At 70.4% G+C, this 21251-nt stretch carries 19 protein-coding genes; 16 read left to right on the top strand and 3 right to left on the bottom strand.

Annotated elements, in window-relative coordinates; all coding sequences use genetic code 11:
* The first annotated feature begins 128 nt into the window (after positions 1-128).
* From K6T50_RS00660 to K6T50_RS00650, 3 genes are all read left to right on the top strand, one after another.
* Positions 129-719, top strand: coding sequence for a mechanosensitive ion channel domain-containing protein (locus K6T50_RS00660; RefSeq protein WP_222607533.1), 591 nt, complete (start codon positions 129-131; stop codon positions 717-719).
* Positions 720-837: 118 nt separating this feature from the next.
* Positions 838-1284 carry a hypothetical protein gene (locus tag K6T50_RS00655; protein ID WP_222607532.1) on the top strand — a complete coding sequence of 149 codons (447 nt, stop codon included), beginning with the start codon at positions 838-840 and terminating at the stop codon, positions 1282-1284.
* A 137-nt stretch (positions 1285-1421) separates the two neighbouring features.
* Positions 1422-2750 carry a DUF7405 family protein gene (locus K6T50_RS00650; protein WP_222607531.1) on the top strand — a complete coding sequence of 443 codons (1329 nt, stop codon included), beginning with the start codon at positions 1422-1424 and terminating at the stop codon, positions 2748-2750.
* Positions 2751-2798: 48 nt separating this feature from the next.
* On the opposite strand, the gene K6T50_RS00645 is transcribed toward K6T50_RS00650, so the two are convergent.
* On the bottom strand, positions 2799-3086 hold the full coding sequence (locus K6T50_RS00645; RefSeq protein WP_222607530.1) for a hypothetical protein: 288 nt from the start codon (positions 3084-3086) through the stop codon (positions 2799-2801).
* A 229-nt stretch (positions 3087-3315) separates the two neighbouring features.
* Between K6T50_RS00645 and K6T50_RS00640 the strand changes: the two genes are divergently transcribed.
* Positions 3316-4410, top strand: a complete 1095-nt coding sequence (locus K6T50_RS00640) for an iron transporter (protein ID WP_222607529.1) — start codon at positions 3316-3318, stop codon at positions 4408-4410.
* Positions 4411-4423: 13 nt separating this feature from the next.
* On the opposite strand, the gene trkA is transcribed toward K6T50_RS00640, so the two are convergent.
* Together trkA and K6T50_RS00630 are read right to left on the bottom strand one after the other, a co-directional pair.
* Positions 4424-5761 carry a Trk system potassium transporter TrkA gene (gene trkA, locus K6T50_RS00635; protein WP_222607528.1) on the bottom strand — a complete coding sequence of 446 codons (1338 nt, stop codon included), beginning with the start codon at positions 5759-5761 and terminating at the stop codon, positions 4424-4426.
* 95 nt (positions 5762-5856) lie between these two features.
* On the bottom strand, positions 5857-6399 hold the full coding sequence (locus K6T50_RS00630; protein WP_222607527.1) for an SRPBCC family protein: 543 nt from the start codon (positions 6397-6399) through the stop codon (positions 5857-5859).
* A 188-nt stretch (positions 6400-6587) separates the two neighbouring features.
* Here K6T50_RS00630 and K6T50_RS00625 point away from each other — a divergent pair, with 188 nt between their 5' ends.
* The 12 genes from K6T50_RS00625 to K6T50_RS00570 all read left to right on the top strand — a co-directional run bounded on the left by K6T50_RS00625 (position 6588) and on the right by K6T50_RS00570 (position 21236).
* Entirely contained in the window at positions 6588-7721 is a 1134-nt protein-coding gene (locus tag K6T50_RS00625; protein ID WP_222608775.1) for a zinc-ribbon domain-containing protein, read from the top strand.
* Between the two features lie 161 nt (positions 7722-7882).
* A complete protein-coding gene (locus tag K6T50_RS00620; protein WP_222607526.1) occupies positions 7883-8911 on the top strand; it encodes an FAD-dependent monooxygenase in 1029 nt (342 codons plus the stop codon).
* 97 nt (positions 8912-9008) lie between these two features.
* The gene (locus tag K6T50_RS00615; protein WP_222607525.1) at positions 9009-10253 is read left to right on the top strand and encodes an ABC transporter substrate-binding protein; all 1245 of its coding nucleotides are present in this window, start codon (positions 9009-9011) and stop codon (positions 10251-10253) included.
* 2 nt (positions 10254-10255) lie between these two features.
* Positions 10256-11566 carry an ABC transporter substrate-binding protein gene (locus K6T50_RS00610; protein WP_222607524.1) on the top strand — a complete coding sequence of 437 codons (1311 nt, stop codon included), beginning with the start codon at positions 10256-10258 and terminating at the stop codon, positions 11564-11566.
* A gap of 56 nt (positions 11567-11622) precedes the next feature.
* Entirely contained in the window at positions 11623-12609 is a 987-nt protein-coding gene (locus tag K6T50_RS00605) for a DUF7551 domain-containing protein (RefSeq protein ID WP_222607523.1), read from the top strand.
* Positions 12606-13433 (top strand): DUF7260 family protein, encoded by an 828-nt coding sequence (locus K6T50_RS00600; RefSeq protein WP_222607522.1) that lies wholly within the window; start codon positions 12606-12608, stop codon positions 13431-13433. The genes K6T50_RS00605 and K6T50_RS00600 overlap by 4 nt, the downstream gene beginning before the upstream one ends.
* A gap of 100 nt (positions 13434-13533) precedes the next feature.
* Positions 13534-14745, top strand: coding sequence for an ABC transporter substrate-binding protein (locus tag K6T50_RS00595; RefSeq protein ID WP_222607521.1), 1212 nt, complete (start codon positions 13534-13536; stop codon positions 14743-14745).
* A gap of 92 nt (positions 14746-14837) precedes the next feature.
* On the top strand, positions 14838-16073 hold the full coding sequence (locus tag K6T50_RS00590; RefSeq protein WP_222607520.1) for an ABC transporter substrate-binding protein: 1236 nt from the start codon (positions 14838-14840) through the stop codon (positions 16071-16073).
* Positions 16074-16261: 188 nt separating this feature from the next.
* Positions 16262-17317, top strand: coding sequence for a FecCD family ABC transporter permease (locus K6T50_RS00585; protein WP_222608774.1), 1056 nt, complete (start codon positions 16262-16264; stop codon positions 17315-17317).
* Positions 17314-18246: an ABC transporter ATP-binding protein gene (locus K6T50_RS00580; protein WP_222607519.1), complete on the top strand. Its 933-nt coding sequence runs from the start codon at positions 17314-17316 to the stop codon at positions 18244-18246. Before K6T50_RS00585 ends, K6T50_RS00580 begins: the two co-directional genes overlap by 4 nt.
* 82 nt (positions 18247-18328) lie before the next feature.
* Complete coding sequence (locus K6T50_RS00575) at positions 18329-19246, top strand: AEC family transporter (protein WP_222607518.1); 918 nt, start codon at positions 18329-18331, stop codon at positions 19244-19246.
* A 46-nt stretch (positions 19247-19292) separates the two neighbouring features.
* Positions 19293-21236, top strand: coding sequence for an ABC transporter ATP-binding protein (locus K6T50_RS00570; protein WP_222607517.1), 1944 nt, complete (start codon positions 19293-19295; stop codon positions 21234-21236).
* Positions 21237-21251: the final 15 nt, after the last annotated feature.

Here is a 21251-nt window from a genome sequence, read left to right as displayed (position 1 = left end):
CGAGCCGCCCACAAAAACAGCGTCCCCGAAGCGATCGAACCGCCTACCCGAAGCGATGTGGGATGCGTGGGGCGGACACAACGTGACCGAACACGGGAGATAAGTGGGAGCCGGTCGCAGTCGAGGCCATGCTCGAACGTCCCATCGCTCAGTCGGGGACGGGACTGGTCCGGGAGGCGATCGAACGGTTCCTGACCGACGTCGCCGACGCCCTGCCGAGCGTCATCGCCGGGGTCGTCTTCCTGCTCATCGCCGGGCTCGCGATGAAGGTGTTCATGACGGTCCTTCGGGAGGCACTGAAGCGGACCATCGCCGGCGACTCGCCGGTCTACCGGCAGTTCATCGCCACCATCGTGGCGGTGTTCCTGTGGTTCGGCGTCGGCCTCTCGTTTCTCTCCATCGTCGGCCTCGACGGCATCGCCACCTCGCTGGGCACGGCCGCGGGGTTCGTCGCGCTCGGCATCTCCTACGCCACCTCGGGGATGATCGCCGACGCCGTCGCCGGCGTCTACCTCCTTCGCGACGAGGACTTCAACCCCGGCGACACCGTCGACATCGGCGGCACGGTCGGCGTCGTGAAGTCGATCGAACTCCGCAAGACCCGCCTCGTGGTCGACGACGACACCGTCGTCCGCGGGAACGCCGAGATCGAGAAGAAGTGGACGAAGATCGACGACGCCGGGACGGATCAGGAGACGCCGGCGCCCGCGGGCGATTGAGGTCGGATCCCGGTCGGTTGAGGGTGCGGACCTCAGACGGAGCCTGACTGCAGGATCGATCGGCACCCCGGCGAACCCCTCCAGACCGCGACCGCCGTCGTCAGTACTCCTCGCGACCGTGTTCGTCGCCGCCGGCGTCGCCGCCGTCGCGACCGAACTGCTCGAACTCGCCGTCGTGAGGTCCCCGGCCAGGGGGATCGCGCTCACCGTCCTGACCGGGAACCTCGGCGGATATCTCCACGCCCTGCTCCCGTTTGCGTTCGTCGCGCTCGCGGTCCAACGAGGCGACCTGTCACCTCCCGCGTCGATTCGAGCCGTCGCAGCCGTGTCGCTGGCTTCCGGAGCGATCGGTCGGTACGCCGGGACGGTGCTGGGCGCGCTCGTCCGGGGACGGGCGATCCCGTCGCCGCTCGTGCTCGTCAGCTCGGCGGACTTCGCCGTCGGGAGCTTCGGCCTCGGCATGTGGGCCGTGACTGTCCTCGGGATCGTCGCCTCCGGGCTGTGGGCGCTCGTCGGCGCGTTCGCCGGGCTCGGCGTCTCGACGGTCGCCGGACGGCGGGAGTGAACGTCTGCGGGTGGGGTCGGTGGACGAGAGCCGGCTGACGAGAGTCGCGGACGGAAATCCCCGCGCGTCACGCTCCCGCCGCGCTCGTTCGACGCCCACACCACAATCCCCTTCTCCGGGAACGCGCTAGGACGGGTATGACCGACGCGGACGCCGACGCATCCGACTCCCCGTCGCTCGACGGGCTCTCCCGACGCGAGGCGCTGAAGGCGGCCGTCGCCGTCGGCGGCGCCGCCGGCCTGGCCGCGTGCGTCGACCGGCTCGACGGCGCCGAGCCGATCCCCGCCGGCGACGGCGCCGACGCCCACCCGGAGCGGCAGTACGCCTGGAACGACTACGTGCGAACCGACGACGCCGGCAACTGGCAGCTCCCTCGTCACCAGACGCTGTTGTACCTCTCGCTGCCGGATGAGGGCTCCCCCGGAGCGGAGGAGCGGGAGGCCGTCCGCGGCGCGCTCGACGCGCTCGACGAGGCGTACGCCTGGAGCCACGAGGGGCTGCTCCACTCGGCGGCGTACTCGCCGTCGTACTTCGATCGCTTCGAGGGCGACCTAGCGGTGCCCGACGACGTGTCGCTCCCGGAGCCGACGCCGCTCGCGGACTTCGAGACCCCGGAGTTCGACACCCAGGACGTGCTCGTCCACCTGGCGTCGGACCGCGCGGACGGGCTGTTGGCCGCCGAGGAGGCGCTCCTCGGCGAGCGCGAGGAGGCCAACGGCGTGACGTTCCCGTCAGCGCTGACGGACGCGCTCGACCTGGACGACCGCCGGACCGGCTTCTTCGACCCGGGGATGCCCCACGAGAAGGCCGACGAACTCTCCGGCGTTCCCGACCCGAACCCGGTTCCGGAGAACGCGCCGCTGTTCATGGGGTTCGTCGCGGGGTTCCGGGGCAACCAGGCGACGGAGAACTACGTCGCGATCGGCGAGGGTCCGTTCGCCGAGGGGACCACCAAGTCAGTCGGCAACTGGCGCCAGCGACTCGACGACTGGTACGGCGAGCAGGACTTCGAGCAACAGGTGATGGAGATGTTCTCGCCGGGCCACGCCGTCGAGAACCTCGTCGAGGGCGTCGGAACGAACCTCGGCGACGAGTCGGGGATCGACCGCTTCCTCGACTCGGTGGTCGAGGACGCCGAGGAGTACGGCCGCGTCGGCCACGCGCAGAAGGCCGCCCGTGACAACCGCGACGCCGACGGGAACCCGATCCTGCTTCGCCGGCACTTCGAGTCGGCCGACGACGACATCGCGAGCCTGCACTTCCCGTCGCTCCAGCGCTCCATCGACCAGTTCGAGACCGTCAGGCGGTCGATGAACGGCGTCGACGCGACCGAGGCGACCCCGGCCGTCCGCCAGCGCGTCAACAACGGCATCCTCGAGTACATCTTCCTGCGCCACCGCGGCTACTTCCTCGTCCCGCCGCGGTCGCTGCGCGCGCTGCCGACCCCCGCCGGCGACGGGGGATGACCCGCTCCGGTCCGATCTGATCCGATTCGGATCCCGGACCGGGTTCGGTTAGAAGTGGACGAACGCGACGAACGCCCCGAGAACCGTCAGGACGGCACCGACGCCGACGCCCGCGCTTCGTGTACGCTCGGTGAGGACGCCCTCGTGAGCGAGCAGTAACACCCCCGAGGCCAACAGCACCCCCGCCAGTCCGATACCGATCCCGGTCGGGGAGGCCCCCGCGAGCGGTCCGCTCGGGGTCGCCGCCGGATGGCCCGGATGGGCGAGTACGCCCCGCGAAAGCGACGCGAACGCGAGCGCCGCCGCGAGCGCGGCGACGGCGGATCTCCGTCTCATCAGTCGAGGTGACGGTCGGCGCGCATAACACGGTTTCGACCAGGGATCCCGGTCGGCGTAGCGACACTGTCGGTCGCCGGTTCGATCGAGGCTCCCTGTCACTGTCGGGGTCACCGATCGACGGGGCACCCGTTCGACGGAGCCGCCGATCGGCAGTGGCGTCGTCCGACGTGCGGCCGTTCGACGGGCGTACCAGAATCCCCTTTCGTAGGCGTCACCGAGTGTCCGTATGGACAGACGTACGTTCCTCAGGAGCGCGGCAGCGGGCGGCGCGGCCGCCGGCATCGGCGGCGTCTCGGGGTGTCTCGGGTTCGAACTCGCCACGGGGAGCGCCTCGCGGGCGCCGCCGATCGTCGAGGACCGCCCGGACGGCGTGTACCTCCCCAGCCACGTCGAGGGAATGGAGATGGGCGGGATGGGGAAGGGCGGCGAGTACCAGGTCGGCGTGTTCTACTCGTACGCTCACCGGTTCTGGAACGTCAACGGCACGGAGGTCGACCGCACCGACATCGAGTCCGACGACGACGTGCACCTGATGGCGAGCGTCTGGGACCCCGAGACGGGGCAGGTGCTCCCCGAGACGGGGCTCTCGATCGAGGTGACGAAGGACGGCTCGCTCGTCACGCAGGAGGTCATCTACCCGATGCTCTCCCAGCCGATGGGCTTTCACTACGGCGGCAACTTCCCGCTCGACGGCGACGGCACCTACACCGTGAACGTCTCCGTCGGCGCCGTGCGAACCCGCCGGACGGGCGCGTACGCCGGCCGCTTCGAGTCGCCGGCGGACATCCCCGTCGAGATGGAGTACAGCCAGGAAGCGCGCGACGAGATCATGTTTCGGACGCTCGAGAACGCGGGCGAGCGCGACGCCGTCGATCCGATGCAGATGGAGATGGTTCCCGACGCGACCGCGCCGGCGACCGACGACCTCCCCGGAGAGGTCGTCGGCGAGGCGAACAGCAACGACGCGGTCCTCGTCGCGACGGTGCTGGAGGAGCCGCCCGAGGGGATCGACGCGGAAGGCCCGTACCTCGCGGTGTCGGCGCGGACCCCGTACAACCGGATGCTGATCCCCGCGATGGGGCTGGAGGCGACTCACGCGCGCGGCGGCGAGACGGTGTTCTCCGGAGAGCTCACCCGCACGCTCGATCCGGACCTCTCCTACCACTACGGCGCCGCCCTCGACGGCGCGAGCGTCGAGTCCGGGGACGAACTGACCCTGACGCCGACTGTCTGGCCGCAGGTCGCCCGCCACGAGGGGTACGAGACGGCCTTCGGCGCGCTCCGGGGCGGGATGCCCGAGCGGACGATCACCGTCGAGTAGTCGCCAGGCCGCCTCAGATCTTGCTCGTGACCTCGTCGACGGCGCTCTCCTCGAAGAAGACGACGACGTGGTCGCCGGGCTCGATCACGGTGTCGCCCCGGGGGGTGACAAGCTCGCCGTCGCGGGTGATCGCGCCGATCACCAGGCAGTCGGGGAAGTCGTGGATCGACTCGCTGATCGGGCGGTTCGCGAGCAGCGACTCCTCGGTCACCTCGACCTCCAGTACCTCCGCGCGGTCGTCCTCGATGAGCGCGACGTTCTCGGCGCTCCCCTCCCGCGTGAACCGGGAGATCTCCTCGGCGACGACCGCACGCGGGCTGACGCCCACGTCGATGCCGACCGTCTCGAACAGGTCGACGTAGACGGTCCGGTCGACGACCGCGACCGTCCGCTCGACGCCGAGGCGGCTCGCCAACAGACACGACAGGAGGTTCTTCTCGTCGGAGTCCAGCGCCGCCACGAGCACGTCGGCCTCGCCGACGCGCTCGCGTTCGAGGAAGCCCACGTCGGTGGCGTCCGACTGCATCACCACGGTGTCGGGGAGGTCCTCCGCGAGCTCGCGGGCGCGCTCCTCGTCTTGCTCGATCAGCCGGGGGGAGAACCCACGATCGGCGAGCAGGCGGGCGGCGTGGTAGCCGATCTCCGAGCCGCCCACGACGACCACCTCCTCGTTCGTCCCGACGTGCTCGTCGGGCGCCACGTCGGCGGCGAACCCGCGCACGCTGCCCGGCGAGCCGATGACGACTGCGCGGTCGCCGGCGGCGATCCGGGTTTCCCCCCCGGGTATGACGACCTCGTCGTCGCGGATGAGCGACGCGAAGGTGAGCGAGTCGAACCGGTCGGCCTCGCTGACGGTCTGGCCCGCCAGCGGGCTCCCCTCGCTCACGTCGAACTCCGCCATCTGCACCGTCTCGTCCGCGAAGAGGTCGACCTGGTGTGCCGCGGGCAGCCCGATCACCCGGACGATCGACTCGGCGGTGAGCAGGTTCGTACACACCATGTGATCGATGCCGAACGCCGTGCGCGAACGCTCCCAGGTACGGAGGTACTCGGTGTTCTTGATCCGGGCGACGGTAAACGAGTCGCTGACGGCCTTCGCCGTCGAGCAGGCGACGATGTTCGTCTCGTCGTCGTCGGTCGAGGCGACGACCATGTCGGCGTCGGCGACCCCGGCCTCCTCCAGCGTCGAGACGGCGGTGCCGTCCCCGTTGATCGTCAACACGTCCAGCGAGTAGGTCAGCTCGTCGCACCGCTCCGCGTCGCGCTCGACGATCACCACCTCGTGGCTGTCGTCGAGGTCCGCGGCGATGCTCTCGCCGACCTGCCCGGCGCCGATGATCAGCACGCGCACGCCGGAGCCACCCCAGTCATACGCCCACCTGTTCGACCGAGGGGGATGAGCGTTCCGGACTCGCGTAGACCGCGCTTTCCCCCGCTATCGGCGGGTCACAGCGCCTCGGAGTCCGTTCGAACCGTGAGACTGACCTGGCGCTCGCGCCCCTCCAGATCCGCGACTGCCCGGCGAACGACGCGCTCGGCCTCCTCGGCGACGAGCCCCTTCACCTTGTCGAGCACCCACCCGAAGGAGACCAGCGGCGGGAGCGACACCGACGAGGAGTCGGCGCTGTCGGCGTCGAAGCGGATCGAGAGCGTCACCCGACAGCCCTCGGTCGCGTCGGCGGGCGCGTCCGCCGGCAGCTCGTCGAACGGCTCGATGAGCCACGCGCCGCTGGCGTCGATGTCCTTGAGCACGCGCCAGTCGATCCGCGTCGGCGGTGTCACCTCCGTCACCTCCGAGCGCGCGGTGTAGGTGAGCTTCCACCACGAGAACCGGAGCGCGTAGCGCGACCCCGGCCCGCCGTCGCCGTGGGTGCGCGATACTTTGTCGAGGTACTCCGTGTAGCGCTCGTAGCGCGGGAACTCGAGGAGGAACTCGTACGCCTCCTCGGGTGCGACGTACACGTCCGTCGAGACGACGAGCTCGTCCATGGCATCGGATACGCCGGACCGGAGGTAAGGGTTCGGCCTCCGCCACGAGGCGGGAGCCAGACCGTCCGCATCGAATGCCAGACCGTCCCCGGACGGAACGGCGGATCGGCGCCGGCGGCGGTGCGGTTTTGTACCGCGGGGCGAAACCGGCGGTCGACCCGGCGGACGCCCGGCCGGACCGACCGACGATGACGGATATCACGACGCTGCTCGACCGAGACGACACGGACGCCGTACGCGCCCGCCTCGCCGACCGACGCGAGGGCGACGCCCGCGAGCGCAAGGACCTCCTGCGGGCGCTCCGTTCGGCCGCCGAGGACGACCCCGCGGCGGTCGGCCGCGTCGCCGACGCGGTCGTCCCGTACCTGACCGACCCCGACCGTGCGGTCCGGCTCTCGACGGCGAAGGTGTTCGTCGCCGTCGCCGAGCGTTGCCCCGAGCGCGTGGTCCCGGTCCGCGAGGCGTTGGCCGAGCGACTGGCCGACGAGGACGAGTTCTACTACGTTCGGGCCCGCGCGGCGGAGGCGCTCGGCTACGCCGCCGTCGCCGACCCGGCGGCGGTCGCGTCGCCGGAGCTGCTCGCAGACCTCAGGATCGGGCTCGCGTTCGACGATCGGGAGGTGCGCGAGAAGCTGGCGAAGGCGCTGGAGCACGTCGCGCTCGGGGACCCCGACCGGCTCCGCCACCGCGTCGCCGACCTCGCCGAACACCTCGACGACGACGCGGAGACGGTCCGCTATCACCTGCTCGCCGCGCTCGTCGTCGTCGGCTGTGTCGATCCCGAACGGCTGACGGACGCGCGCCCGGCGCTGGTCGCGCGGCTTGATGACGAAAGCCCGTACGTCCGCGGACGCGCCGCCGAGGCGCTCGGGCTCCTCACCCGTGCGGACGACCCCGAGGAAACCGAGGACGGCGCGGGGGGTATCGAGGACGGCGCCGGAGCCGCCATCGGGACCGTCCCCGGCGTCGCGGACGACCTCCGAGCGGCCGCACGCGTCGAGGAAGCCGACGGCGACGCCACGAGGTTCGTGGCCGACCGCGTCCGGTTCGCGCTGGCGTCGGCCGCCGACGTGGACGCGGGACTCGTCCAAGAGTCCGACGCCGACCCCGGTCCGGAACCGGAAGGCGTGTTCGGGGACGACGCTCCCGAGGACGACGCGTGCGGGGACGACGCAGCCGTCGGGACGGTCGAGGGCGTCCGCGCGACGAGCGAGGCCGCGGTGACGGCGATCCGACGGCCGAACGAGACCCGTTGTCCCCACTGCGGAACCGACGTTCCCGACACCGCCCCGATCTGCCCGGTGTGCGGATCCCCTCGCTGATCCCCGTTCGGGCGGAACGGTTTCTTTAGGCGAACCGAAACCGATTTACTCAATTAGGCGAGCCTAAATCACATGACGAACGACGGGCGACACGGGGACCGACCGACGCACAGGGAGTACGCGAGATCCGGCGGCGCCGTCGTCGCGGGGGCGGAGTAACGATGGCCGACCACGACGTGGCCGTCGCCGGCGGCGGTCCCGCCGGCGCCTCGACCGCCGTCTTCCTCGCCCGAAGCGGACTTGACACGGTCGTGTACGACCGTGGCCGCTCCTCGATCGGCCGGTGCGCGCACCTCGAGAACTACCTCGGCTTCCCCGCCGGCATCGACGTGGAGACGTTCTACGCGCTGGCACACGACCACATCGAGGCCGCCGGCGGGACGCTCGTCGACGACATGGTCGAGTCGGTCGAGTGGATCGGCGGCGACGACGACGGCGACAAAGACGACAACGACGGCGACAAAGACGACGCCAACGGCTTCCGCGTGACGCCGCAGGAGGGCGACCCGATCACGGCGACCCGCGTCGTCGCGGCCGCCCGCTACGACGGCGAGTTCCTCCGCGGCCTCGACGACGAGGACGCGATGTTCGAGACCCACGACCACGACGGCGAGACGCACCGACACTTCGCTCGCGACTACGCCGACGACGAGGGCGCGACGCCCGTCGAGGGACTGTACGTCGCGTCGCCGTCACCGGAGACCGACGCCCAGGCGATCGCCGCGGCGGGCCGGGGCGCGATGGTCGCGCGGCGCGTACTCGCCGACGTGCGGATCGCCGACGGCTGGTGGCCGGAGGCCGCCGAGGGCGTCGACTGGGTCCGACGTGAGGCGGAGTTGACAGGCGAGTGGGCCGAGCGCGAGCGCTGGGTCGAGTGGTTCGATGAACACCACGCCGAGCACGCGCCCGTCGATGTCGACTCCGAGCGCTTCCGACGCGTCCGCGAGGCGTACCTCGACGAGGGGCGTTCGCCGTATCTACCCGACGAGGAGATCGAAGCCCGGGCCGCGAGCGGCCACCGCACGCTTGCGGGCCATCTCGACCCCGAAGCCGTCGTCGACGCCCACGACGCCGCGGACCTGCTTGACGAGCTCGACGACGGGACGATCCGTGCGTACCTCGACGGACGTGACCACGACGGGGCGGCGGTCGCCACTGCGACCGACGCTTCAGCCGAGACCGACGAGTAGGGGCTCGTAGCGAGCGAATCCGCCTCCGAACGCCGACGCCCGGCTGTCGCCCCCGCGAACCGATACCGTTTTCAACTTTTAGGCTGGCCTAAATCACATGCCGAGAGAGACCGCAGACCGAGACGGCGACGGACCGACCCGGCGGGAGTACGTGAAGTACGGCGGCGCGGTCGCCGCGGGCGGCCTGTTCGCCGGCTGTACCGGCGGGACCGGCGGGACCGGCGGCGATTCGACCGAGACGGGACCGGCCGGCGACCCGACGGAAACGGGAACCGCCGGCGACGACGGCGAGACACCGACGGCCACCGGCGAGGACGCTCCCTACACCGTGACGATGGAGCCGATGGGCGAGGTCACATTCGACTCGACGCCCGAGCGCTGGATGTCGTACTTCAGCACCTACGGCGACATGGCGATCGCGCTCGGCCAGCTCGACGGCCTCCGCGGCCTGGTCTTCACCGAGAACTGGCCGATGAGGTTCTTCGACGCGCTCCCGGGCGTCGATGTCGACTTCTCCGACGTTCCGCAGCTCATGGGCGAGGGTACCATCGACAAGGAGGCGTTCTACGAGCTGGACTGCGACGTTCACCTGTTCGACCCGAACTTCCTGCAGTTGCTGGACGACAACTGGACCGACGACGACTTCGCGGAGGTCGTGGACAACGTCGGCCCCATCGTCGGCAACTCCATCCGCCGCCGCGGCGACGACTGGCACGACTACCCGTACTACTCGCTGTACGAGGCGTTCGAGAAGATCGCGGACGTGTTCGACGAGCGCGAACGTTTCGAGGCGATGAGGGCGGTCCACGAGGAGACGCTCGCGACGATCCGGGCGGACCTCCCGCCGGAGGACGACCGCCCGAGCGTCGGCCTGCTGTCGGTGAACTCCGACTTCGAGGGCGGGTCCTTCTACGCGTACCCGGTCCACGACGGCAACGGACACAAGCAGTACCGTGACCTCGGGATGCGCGGCGCGTTCGACGACGAGATCGACGGGAGCTACGCCGAGTGGGACTACGAACAACTGTTGGAGGTCGACCCCGACGTGCTGGTGTTCCAGTACGGCTTCTCGCACGTCTCCGACCAGGAGTTCGAGGCGCGGATGGACCGGATGCGCGAGGACCCGGTCGGGACGCAACTCTCCGCGGTCCGAAACGACCGGATCTACCGCGGCGGCACCTCCTACCAGGGGCCGATCATCAACCTCTTCCAGACGGAGGTGGCCGCGAAGCAGTTCTACCCCGAGCAGTTCGGCGAGTGGCGCGGCGTCGGGGAAACACCCGAGGAGGAGCGGCTGTTCGACCACGAGCGCGTCGCCGACATCGTCAACGGGGAGTTCTAACCATGACCGACACGAGCGACACCACTGACAGCACCGACCGCACGGTCGACAGCACCGGCGCTGACACCGACGAGTCGACCAGGAGCGGGTGGCCGACACGGCGCGACTACGTACAGCTGAGCGGCGCGCTCGCGGCCGCCGGCCTGCTCGCCGGCTGTGCGGGCAACGGCGACGGCGACGCCGGCGCGACCGCGACCGTGACAGAGGACGCCGCCGCGGCGACCCCGACGGCCAACGCGACGGAGTCGACGACGGAGGCGGCCGCCGCCGACGGCTCCTACAGCGTCTCGATGTCGCCGGTCGGGGAGGTGACGTTCGAGTCGCCGCCGGAGACGGTGTTCACGCGCCTGACCCACCACGCGGACATGGCGTTCGCGCTCGGCCGCGGGGACGGCGTGACCGCGATGCACGCGCCCGACTACTACGACTCGCTGTGGAACCAGTTCGTCGAGCGCCTTCCCGGCGTCTCGCTCGACTGGTCGGGGCTGTACTCCTCGTGGGACCCGGACAAGGAGGTCGTGTACGAACTCGACAGCGACGTGCACCTCGCGGACCCCGCGTGGATGACGCAGTTGGAGAGCTGGGACCGCGAGGACATCGACGAGATCGCGGAGAACGTCGGCCCGTGGTTCGGGAACTCCCTCAGCGACCGCCATCAGGAACCGACCGGCCAGTGGGCCGACGGCTACGAGTACTACGGGCTGTGGGAGCAGTTCGAGTTGGTCGCCGAGGCGTTCCGCGAACGCGCCCGCTACGAGGAGTTGGCCGCCGTCCGCGACGACCTGCTCGCGACCATCGAGGTCGGCCTCCCGCCAGAGTCCGAGCGCCCGCGAACGGTGCTGTTCTCCTCGGCCGACCTGGAGACGATCTACGCGTACACGCTCGACAACCCCGGGTTCCTCACCGCCCACACCCGGCCGCTTGCGCCGCGCGACGCCTTCGACGGGTCCGTGTCATCGGGGGATATCGTGGACTACGAACAACTGCTCGAGGCCGACCCCGAGGTGATCCTCTACCTCGGCGGGATGCTCCCGACGACCGACATGGCCGAGGTCCGCTCGACGCTCGAATCCCACCCCGTCGGCGGCGAGATCACCGCGATCGCGAATGGACGCGTCCACCCGCAGGGCGCGCGCTACCAGGGGCCGATCCTCAACCTCTTCCAGCTGGAGATGAGCGCGAAACAGCTCTACCCCGATGCGTTCGGCGAGTGGCCGACCTACGAGAACGGCCCGTACCCGGAGATCCCGGAGGAGGAGCGGCTGTTCGACCGCGAGCGCGTCGCCGCGGCGATCCGCGGCGAGGTCGAGTAGTCGGGACCGCGGACGGGTCCCGACGCCGACCCCTCCGTTCCAGTTCCCACCCCACCATGATCGGAACCACCCTCGGCGACCTCAGACGCCACATCGAATCGCTCGCGGACCCGACGGGCGCCTACCGACTCCGGTGTGCCCGCACCGGCGAGCGCCCGGTCCCCGTGGCGGGGCTCGCGTTCGACACCCGCGCGACCGCGCGGGCGGCGGCGCGCTGCGGCGAGCAGTACCGCGCCGCGTTGCGCCGGTACGACCCGCAGGTCCCGTTCTACGACCTCGTCGCCGTCGAACGCGCCGACGCGCCGACGGTCGAGTCGGACGGTTCCCCCCACGACGCGACCGACGAAGGCTTCGACGGCAGGGGAGCAACCGAGCGCCACGCGTTCGACGGATACGCGTCCGACTCGGCGATCGACCTGTGTCACGCCGTCGTCGGCGTCGTGTTCGAGGCCGTCGCCGACTCCCCGCACACGGCGGTTCAGGACACCATCATGGACACGTACTTCGCGGCGGCGGAGTCGGTCGACGGGCCCGATGAACTGTGTCTCCGCTTGCTGGCGAGCGTCGCCGACGGCCTCGCCGGGCACCTCGACGACGAGGAGACGCTCGCCGTGCTCCGCGACGCCGGCGAGCGACTGTCCGTGGCGCCGCTCGACGGCGACCCCCTCGAGGCGGCCTTGGCGCGCCTGCGGACGGCGGGGATGCTGCGGTCGTACGCCGTCTCGCCCGCGGCAGTCGACCTCGACGGAGAGAGCCGCACGTGGCGCGTCGAACTCGACGGCTACGCCCTCGTCGACGGCGGGGACCCTCTCGTCGACGCCGGTGACGACGACGGCGACGAGCAGGGGAACGATGGAACCGACGGCGACCCCGACCGCATCGTCACCCTCCCGGTGGTGGTCGCGCTGTTCGGTCGGGCGTCGGTCTCGGCGGTGGCGGTCACCGACGCGACGCGCGAGCCCTCCGGCGCGTGGCGCCTCACGGTCACGACGAACCCGGCGGACGAGGCCACCGGGCTGACGACGATCGAGGGGGAGCGATGACCGACGACGCCGCGGCGACGCTGTCGGCCGCCCGGGACCGGGTGGCCGACGAGCGGGACGCCGTCGCCGCCAAGCGCGAGGCGTACGAGGAGTTCCGCCGCGAGATCGCCCGGATCCCGGTCGAGGGTGTCGACGACGACGGTGCGGCGGGCGGCGTCGCGGCCGGCGCTTCGAGCGCGTCGGGCGCCGTTGCGTGTCGGGCGCCCGCCGTCGGCGACGCCGGATCGCGCATCGGGACGGTTCGCGAGCGGTTCGCGACGCTGATCCGTCCCCACAGCCTCGCCGACGTGGAGACGTCGGGGCCGACGGAGACGCTGGCGGAGACCATCGAGGCGGAGTTCGACGCGGGCGTCGCACGACTCCTCACGGAGCCGGGGTGCCGGTTCACCCCGGAGACGAGCGCACACCTTCGAACGCTGGCGGCGACGCGGCGGGACGAACTCGGCGCGATGGAGTCCGTGTTGGCGAGGGAGGCGGAGAGCCTCGACGCCGCCGCGGACCTGTTCGCCGACGCAGAGCGCACGGTCGAGACCGCGTGCGACCCGGACCCGCTGACGCTGGGCTTCGACGCCCTCCGCGCGCGCCACGAGGAGCTCGGCCGCGTCCGCGACCGGTGCGGGGAGGCGCTGGACGCGCGCCAGGGCCTGCTCCAGCAGCCCGCGGGCGGGACCGACGCGTTCGACATCGACCACCGCGAGGCCGTCCGCTACCTCTACGAGTCGCTGGACGCGACGTACCCCGTTCTCGCCGCCGGGACCGACCTCCTGGAGCGGTGTGCGGACGCCCGGGAGACCCTCCGCGATCAGATCACGAGACGCGTGTGATGTCGCCCAGACGTGTGTGATTCCGGAGCGCTCCGGCAGACTGAAGCCGTGTTTTAGGTAGACCGAAAGCATCTTCAGTCAGGTTGCCGCTCGTGGGAGTATGGACGACCAGCACGGAGACGACGGCTCCATGTCGCGCAGGGATTACGTGATGTACGGCGGCGCTGTCGCCGCGGGCGGCTTCCTCGCCGGGTGTTCCGGCGGAAGCGGCTCGGAGGGCGCCGAGACGACCGGCGACGCGTCGACGCCGACCGCCTCGTCGGGGTCGGACTCCGAGACGGAGACGAGCACGCCCGAGGACACCAGCTACACCGTGTCGATGGCGCCCGTCGGCGACGTGACGTTCGAGGCGGTTCCGGAGACGTTCTCGGTCTACGAGTCCGGCTACGCGGACATGGGCGTCGCGCTCGGCAAGGGCGAGGACCTGCTCGCCGTCGGCAACACCGCACGCTTCCACACCGACCACTACGACGACCTCGACGGCGTGACCGTCGCGAGCGAGCCGACGCAGTTGCTCGGCGACTCCTACGCCATCGACCGCGAGCTGTTCTACGAACTCGACAGCGACGTCCACCTGATCGACCCGCAGTGGCTGATCAACAACGGCTTCTTCAAACTGGACCGGTCGGACATCGACACCGTCGTCGAGGACGTGGGTCCGTTCGTCGGCAACACGATCTTCCGCCGAACTGATAGTTGGCACGACTACCGCTATTACACCCTGTACGGAGCGTTCGAGAAGGTCGCGCAGGTGTTCGACCGCGTCGACCGCTACGAAACCGTCAAGGCGGTCCACGACCAGTTGGTCGCGGACGTGCAGGCGTCGCTGCCGGCTCCTGACCAGCGCCCGAACGCGCTGCTGTGCTTCGGTGCCGGCGACGAGCCGGAGGCGTTCTCGCCGTACCGGCTCTCCGGGCAGGGGACGAACAAGAAGCAGTTCCACGACCTGGGCCTGTCGGACGCGCTGGCGGGGACCGGAGTCGAGGGGCTCTCGACGAACGACCGCGGCCAGATCGACTTCGAGACGATGCTGGAGGTCGACCCCGACTCGATCCTCGTCCGCGGCCACGAGGGCGAGACCGAGGAGGAATTCCGTGACACCGTCGTCTCGTTCATGAAGGACCACTCCGTCGCCTCCGAGTTGACCGCCGTGCAGGAGGGGCGCGTGTTCCGCGGCGGCCCCATCTACCAGGGCCCGCTCCAGCACCTGTTCAACCTCGAACGCTTCGCGACGCTGTATTTCCCCGACCGGTTCTCCGGCGAGCTGTTCTCGCGGGCCGAGCTGTCGGCCGCGATCACTGGCGAGGCCTGAACCGGCCGTACACCGACGCAACGTTCGGTTTCCTTACCGATCTCGACGGACGAACCGACACCCTTTTCAATTTTTTAGGCTAGCCTAAAACTGTGACACGACACAGACGGCAGTTCATCGGTACGGTCGGCGCCGCGCTCGGCGCCGGCCTCGCGGGTTGCACGGGCGGCAGCGGCGGCGCGGTCGAGACCACGGCCGACGGGGGCGAGTCGGAGACGACGGCCGGCGGCGACGGCGCATCGGAGACCGAGCAGTCCACGGTGTCGGGCGAGTCGTACACGGCGTCGATCGTCCCGGTCGGCGAGGTCGAGTTCGAGGGCGTACCCGAGACGTGGCTGTGCTACAACGGCGGCTGGGCGGACATGGCGTTCGCGCTCGGCCGGCGCGAGGGGTTCCTCACCGCGGGCAACATGATCCCGGGGTTCTTCTACGAGCCGTTCGGGCTGGACGTTCCCCCGCAGGAGGAGCTGACGGCGCTGGCGAACTGGAGCGGCGGGGGGTGGAGCAAGGAGGTCTTCTACGAGCTCGACCCCGAGGTGATCCTCATGGACCCCAACTACCTCCACGACACGGGGTGGGACGACGACTGGGACGAGTCCGACACCGAGGAGATCCGCGAGAACGTCGCGCCGTTCTTCGGGAACAACTGTCGCCGCCGCCGGGAGTTCCACGACTACAAGCTCTACAGCCTCTACGGCGCCTTCGAGCGCCTCGCCGAGGCGTTCCGGGAACGGGAGCGATACGAGGCGTTCGTCGACCTGCACGACGAGCTGCTCGCGGAGGTGCAGTCGCGGCTGCCGCCCGAGGAGGAGCGCCCGGAGATCGGCCTGATCAACGGCGGCTCGAACCCGGAGAAGGGCGTGTTCTACCCCCTGCACACGCAGGACGAGGGGTACGAGATGAAGCCGTACCGCGACCTCGACGTGAAGAGCGCCTTCTCGACCGACATGGAGGCGGCGGGGGAGGCCGACTACGAGCAACTGTTGGAGGTCGACCCGGAGATCATCATCGTCCACTGGGGGATCGGCACCACCGGACCGGACGCCGACGGCTTCTCCGCGGAGGCGTTCCGTGACCAGTACGTCCGGCCGATGGAGGAGGACGGCGTGGGCAGTCAGCTAACCGCCGTACAGAACGGACGCGTCTACCCCGGCGCGTACGGCGAACAGGGGCCGATCGTCAACCTGCTCCAGACGGAGATGAAGGCCCAACAACTGTACCCCGAGGAGTTCGGCGAGTTCGACCCCGAGTCGTTCCCCGAGGTGCCCGAGGACCGGCGGCTGTTCGACCGCCAGCGCGTGCGCGACATCGTCGCCGGCGACGTGTGATGGCCGAAACGCCCACGGCCGAGTAGCCGGACGGTTCGACACCCTTTTGAACAGTTAGGTCGACCTAAAAGACATGTTCCGACGGAGGGATCGGAGTGGCGAGTGAGGTTGGTGAGGCAGTTCCGGAGGTCGACAGCCCGTTCTCGTGGGTCGATTCGTCGCTGTTGACGGTGATCACCGCGAGCACGATGGTCGTCGTGATCTCCGGGCTCGTCCAGGTGAGCTTCGGCGCGTTCACGATGTCGGTCACGACGGCGTGGGGTGCGGTGTTCGACCCGATCGTGTGGACGAACCCGCAGGTGTTGTTGCGGCTGTTCCTGGGCGAGGGGTTCGGCAACGCGGTCGCGAGCGCGCTCGGGTTCTCGACGGCCGCCGTCGACCTTCCGAAGGAGACGCTGATCGTCTGGCAGATCCGGATGCCGCGGGTGATCGTCGGCGTCATCGTCGGCGCCAACCTGGCGGTCTCGGGCGCGGTGTTTCAGGCGGTGACGCGCAACGAGCTCGCGTCCCCGTTCATCCTCGGCGTCTCCTCGGGGGCCGGACTGGCGATCCTGCTGACGCTCATCGTGTTCAGCGGGCTCACGGCGGTCCTCCCCCTGATCGCCGCCGGCGGGGGCGCGGTGGCGTTCCTGCTGGTGTACGCGATCGCGTGGAAGGGCGGAACCAATCCCGTCAGGCTCGTGCTCGCGGGCGTCATCGTCTCGACGGTGTTCGGCTCGCTCCAGACGGCGCTGTTCTTCTTCGCGGACGACCTCGGCGTCGTCCAGTCGGCCATCGCCTGGACGACCGGGTCGCTGACGGGCGTGGACTGGGAGCAGGTGCGGATGGCGCTCCCGTGGACGTTCATCGCGGTGCCGCTCACCCTCGTCGGCGCCAGACAGCTGAACGTCCTACTGCTGGGCGAACGGACGGCCCGCTCGCTCGGGATGTCCGTCGAGCGGGTTCGATTCGCGCTTTCGGCGGTCGCCGTGCTCGCGGCCGGGACGGCCATCGCCATCGCCGGCATCGTCGGGTTCGTCGGGCTCATCGTCCCGCACATGGTCCGACAGCTCGTCGGCTCGGACTACAAGCGCCTCGTCGTCGCCTGCGTGTTCGCGGGCCCCGCGCTCGTCACCCTCGCGGACGTTGGCGCCCGGCTCGCGCTCTCGCCCGCACAGCTTCCGGTCGGCATCGTCACGGGACTCATCGGCGGACCGTACTTCCTGTACCTGATGCGCAAGCAGGACGGGCTGGGGGACCTATGAGCACTGACGACGCGCCGACCGGCGACGGCGCCGACGCCGACACCGCCGGCACTGATACCGCGGCTGCCGCCGACGCCGCCGGCGACTCGGTCGGCGCAGGTAGCACGGACGCGAGCGCGACGGCCGGGGAGCCACCCGAGGACTCGCCGCCGCTGTCCATCAGGAACATCGCGCTGTCGTACGGCGACGACGAGCCCGTCGTCGAGGCAGAACGGCTGGAGGTTCCTGCCGGCGAGATCACCGCGCTGATCGGCCCCAACGGCAGCGGGAAGTCGACGCTGCTGAAGGCGATGAACGCGGAACTGAGCCCCGACCGGGGCGCAGTGACGTTGGGCGGGCGCGACGTGGAGGAGTTCGCGACGACCGAGCTGGCGCGCCGGCTCGGCCTGCTGTCGCAGGAACACGTCGCCCCGGAGTCGACGACGGTGCGCGAACTCGCGACCCACGGCCGCTACCCGCACCGTGGGTTCTTCGAGGGGATGCGCGAGGAGGACTACCACGCGGTCGACCGCGCCATCGAGCGCGTCGGCGTCGAACACCTCGCCGACCGGCAGGTCGGCGGGCTCTCGGGCGGTCAAGCGCAGCTCGCGTGGCTCGCGATGGTGCTCGCACAGGAGACGGACGCGCTCCTGTTGGACGAGCCGACCACCTTCCTCGATCTCCACCACCAGCTCCGCGTGCTCGACGCCGTCCGCGATCTGAACGAGGACCACGGCGTCACCGTCTGCGTGGTGCTCCACGACCTCGGGCAGGCGGCCCGGTTCGCCGACAACCTCATCGCGCTCAAGGACGGCGAGCCCTACGAGTGGGGGCCGCCCGACGAGGTCGTCACCGAGGACCTCCTTCGAGACGTGTTCGGCGTCGAGGCCGAGGTCGGCTTCGGCCCGAACGGCCCCCGCGTCACCCCGCGGCGGGCGATCGACGAGTGAGCCGCGGCGCCGACGTCCGACCGCCTTCTTCGCCGGGAACGCAACCGTAAACCGTCGGCCTCGCCGAGTGCCGCCGACTCCCGTGTCCGTCGCCTCGAACCTCGCGTTCATGCTCGCCCTGCTGGCCGCCGGCGTCGCCGCCCGGAGAATCGGGCTGCTGACGCCGCGTCGCCGGGACGCGCTCACCGACGCCGCCTTCTACCTCGCGTTGCCCGCGCTGGTGTACAGCTCGACGTACGCGCAGCCGCTCCGCGAGGTGCTGTCGGTCCGACTCGTCGCGGGCGTGGTCGGCGCGCTGGCGGTCGGCATCGGCCTGAGCTGGCTCGTCCACCGTCGGCGGTCGGACGCCGCCGTCCGCAGCGTCGCGGTCGTCCAGTCGTACCACGCGAACCTCGGGTTCCTGGGGCTCCCGCTCGTCGCCGCGACGTTCGGCGCGGGCGCCGTCGAGGCCGGGAAGGCGAGCGTGATCCTCGGCGTCGGCGCGCTCGTCCACGTGCCCGCGACGGTGACGATCCTCTCGCTCGTGAACGACGCCGATGCGGACCTCGCGAGCGAGGCCGTCTCGCTCCTGCGCAACCCGGTCCTCGTCGCCCTCTCTGCCGGACTCGCCTCGGCGGCCGTCGGGTGGGCGCCGCCGGCGGCGGTCGCGACGGGGCTGTCCTGGGTCGCCGAGTTGGCGCTGCCGATCGCGCTGTTGGGCGTCGGAGCGTCGCTCGTGCTCGAGGGCGTCTCGATCGACTACCCGACGGTCGGCGCGGTGACGGGGACGAAGCTGATCGCGATGCCGCTGATCGCCTTCGCGGTGTTCTCCGGGCTCGGCGGCGACCCCTCGACGGTCCGCGCGGGCGCCGTCATGTTCGCGATGCCGACGGCCGTCTCGACGTTCGTGTACGCCAGCGCGCTCGGCGGCGACGACGGGCTCGCGTCGGTCAACGTGTTCGCGACGACGGTCGCCTCGGCGGCGACACTGTTGCCCGTGTTGTGGCTGGTCGGTCCCTGATGCGACACCGGTTCGCCTAAGTCGCCCCCGCGGGTTTCGATTCGTAATGAGTACCGAGGAGGAGAGCGCCTTCGACGTGTATCGCGACCGCGTCGACCGGCCGCTGTACCGCCTGTTCACCGAGTACGGGCTCGACAAGTGGCCGTGGCTCCTCGTCGGCATGACAGCCAACGTGATCGCCCGCGGGGCGAGCCTGCTGCCGCCGCTGGTGCTGGGCGTCGCCATCGACGCCGCGTTCACGGGCGACCAGCCGTACACGCTGCCGCTGGTTCCCGCCGCGTGGCTCCCGACGACCGCGCCGGACGTGGCGCAGTTCTGGTTCTCCGCGTGGCTGATCGTCGGTTCGTTCGCCGTGACCGCGGCGCTGACGTGGGTGTACGGCGTCTCCGCCAACAACTTCGCCCACCGCGTCATGCACGACGTGCGGACCGACTCCTACGCCAAGATGCAGGACCTCGACATGACGTTCTTCGACGACAAGCAGACCGGCGAGGTCATGTCCGTCCTCAACAACGACGCGACGAACCTCGAACGCTTCCTCGACGACGCCCTCCAGAACTCCGTCCGGCTCGGCGTCATGCTGCTGGGGATCGGGATCGTCCTGTTCGAGCGCAACAGTCAGTTGGCGCTCGTCACCCTCGTCGTCGTCCCCGGGATGGTGCTGTTCACGTACTGGTTCATGAAGGCCGTCGAGCCGCGGTACGCCGCCCAACGCGAGGCCGTCGCCGACCTCAACACCCGGCTGGAGAACGCCCTCGGCGGCATCCAACTCGTGAAGACCACGGGTACCGAGGAGTACGAGACGGGCCGCGTCGAGGACACCTCCTACGACTACTTCCGCAAGACGCTCGCGATGCTTCGCCTCAACTACGTCTACCGGCCGGGGATGGAGCTGTTCGCCGGGATCGCGTTCGCGGCGACGTTCGTCGTGGGCGGCCTGTGGATCGTCTCCGGCACCGCGCCGGGGCCGCTGACGGGCGAGCTTCGGGCCGGTACCTTCGTCACGTTCCTGTTTCTCACCCAGCGGTTCGTCACGCCGCTGGCGGAGGTGTCGAACATCGTCTCGCAGTACGAGAACGCCAAGGCCTCCTGCGAGCGCGTGTTCGGGCTCCAGGACATCCCGGCGGAGGTCACCGAGGCACCGGACGCCGTCGCCCTCGACGACGTGCAGGGCGAGATCGAGTACGACCACGTCGACTTCGGCTACGAGGGCGAGGACGACCTCGTCCTCCGCGACATCGACTTCGCGGTCGACCCCGGCGAGACGGTCGCGCTCGTGGGCCCAACCGGCGCCGGGAAGTCGACGCTGCTAAAGCTGCTCATGCGCCTGTACGACGTGGACGACGGCGCCGTCCGGATCGACGGCCACGACGTGCGCGAGGTGACGCTGCGGAGCCTCCGCGAGTCCGTCGGCTACGTCAGTCAGGACACCTATCTCTTCGACGGGACGGTCGCCGAGAACGTCCGGTACGGCCGCTTCGACGCGGACGACGAGGCGGTTCGCGAGGCCGCGAGGGCCGCCGAGGCCCACGAGTTCATCACGAACCTCCCGAAGGGGTACGACACCCGGATCGGCGAGCGCGGCGTGAAGCTCTCGGGCGGCCAGCGCCAGCGGCTCTCGATCGCCCGCGTCGTCCTTCAGGACCCGGACGTGCTCGTCCTCGACGAGGCGACCTCCGCGGTCGACACCGAGACCGAGCTGCTGATCCAGCGGAGCCTCGACCGCCTCACGGAGGACCGGACGACGTTCGTCATCGCCCACCGGCTCTCGACGGTGAAGGACGCCGACGAGGTGCTCGTGTTGGAGGGCGGCGAAGTCGTCGAGCGCGGCGGCCACGAGGAGCTGCTCGCGGCCGACGGGCTGTACGCGAAGCTGTGGGGTGTGCAGGCCGGCGAGATCGAGTCGCTCCCCGAGGAGTTCGTCGAGCGGGCGCGCGAGCGGCAGGCCGAGACGCTCGCGGGGTCGGGCCCCGCGAGCGACGACGACTGAGCCACGGCGGTGGCC

This window comes from Halobaculum magnesiiphilum, from assembly GCF_019823105.1.
GTDB classification, from domain to species: Archaea; Halobacteriota; Halobacteria; order Halobacteriales; family Haloferacaceae; genus Halobaculum; species Halobaculum magnesiiphilum.
This window is presented reverse-complemented; position numbering and strand designations above follow the sequence as displayed.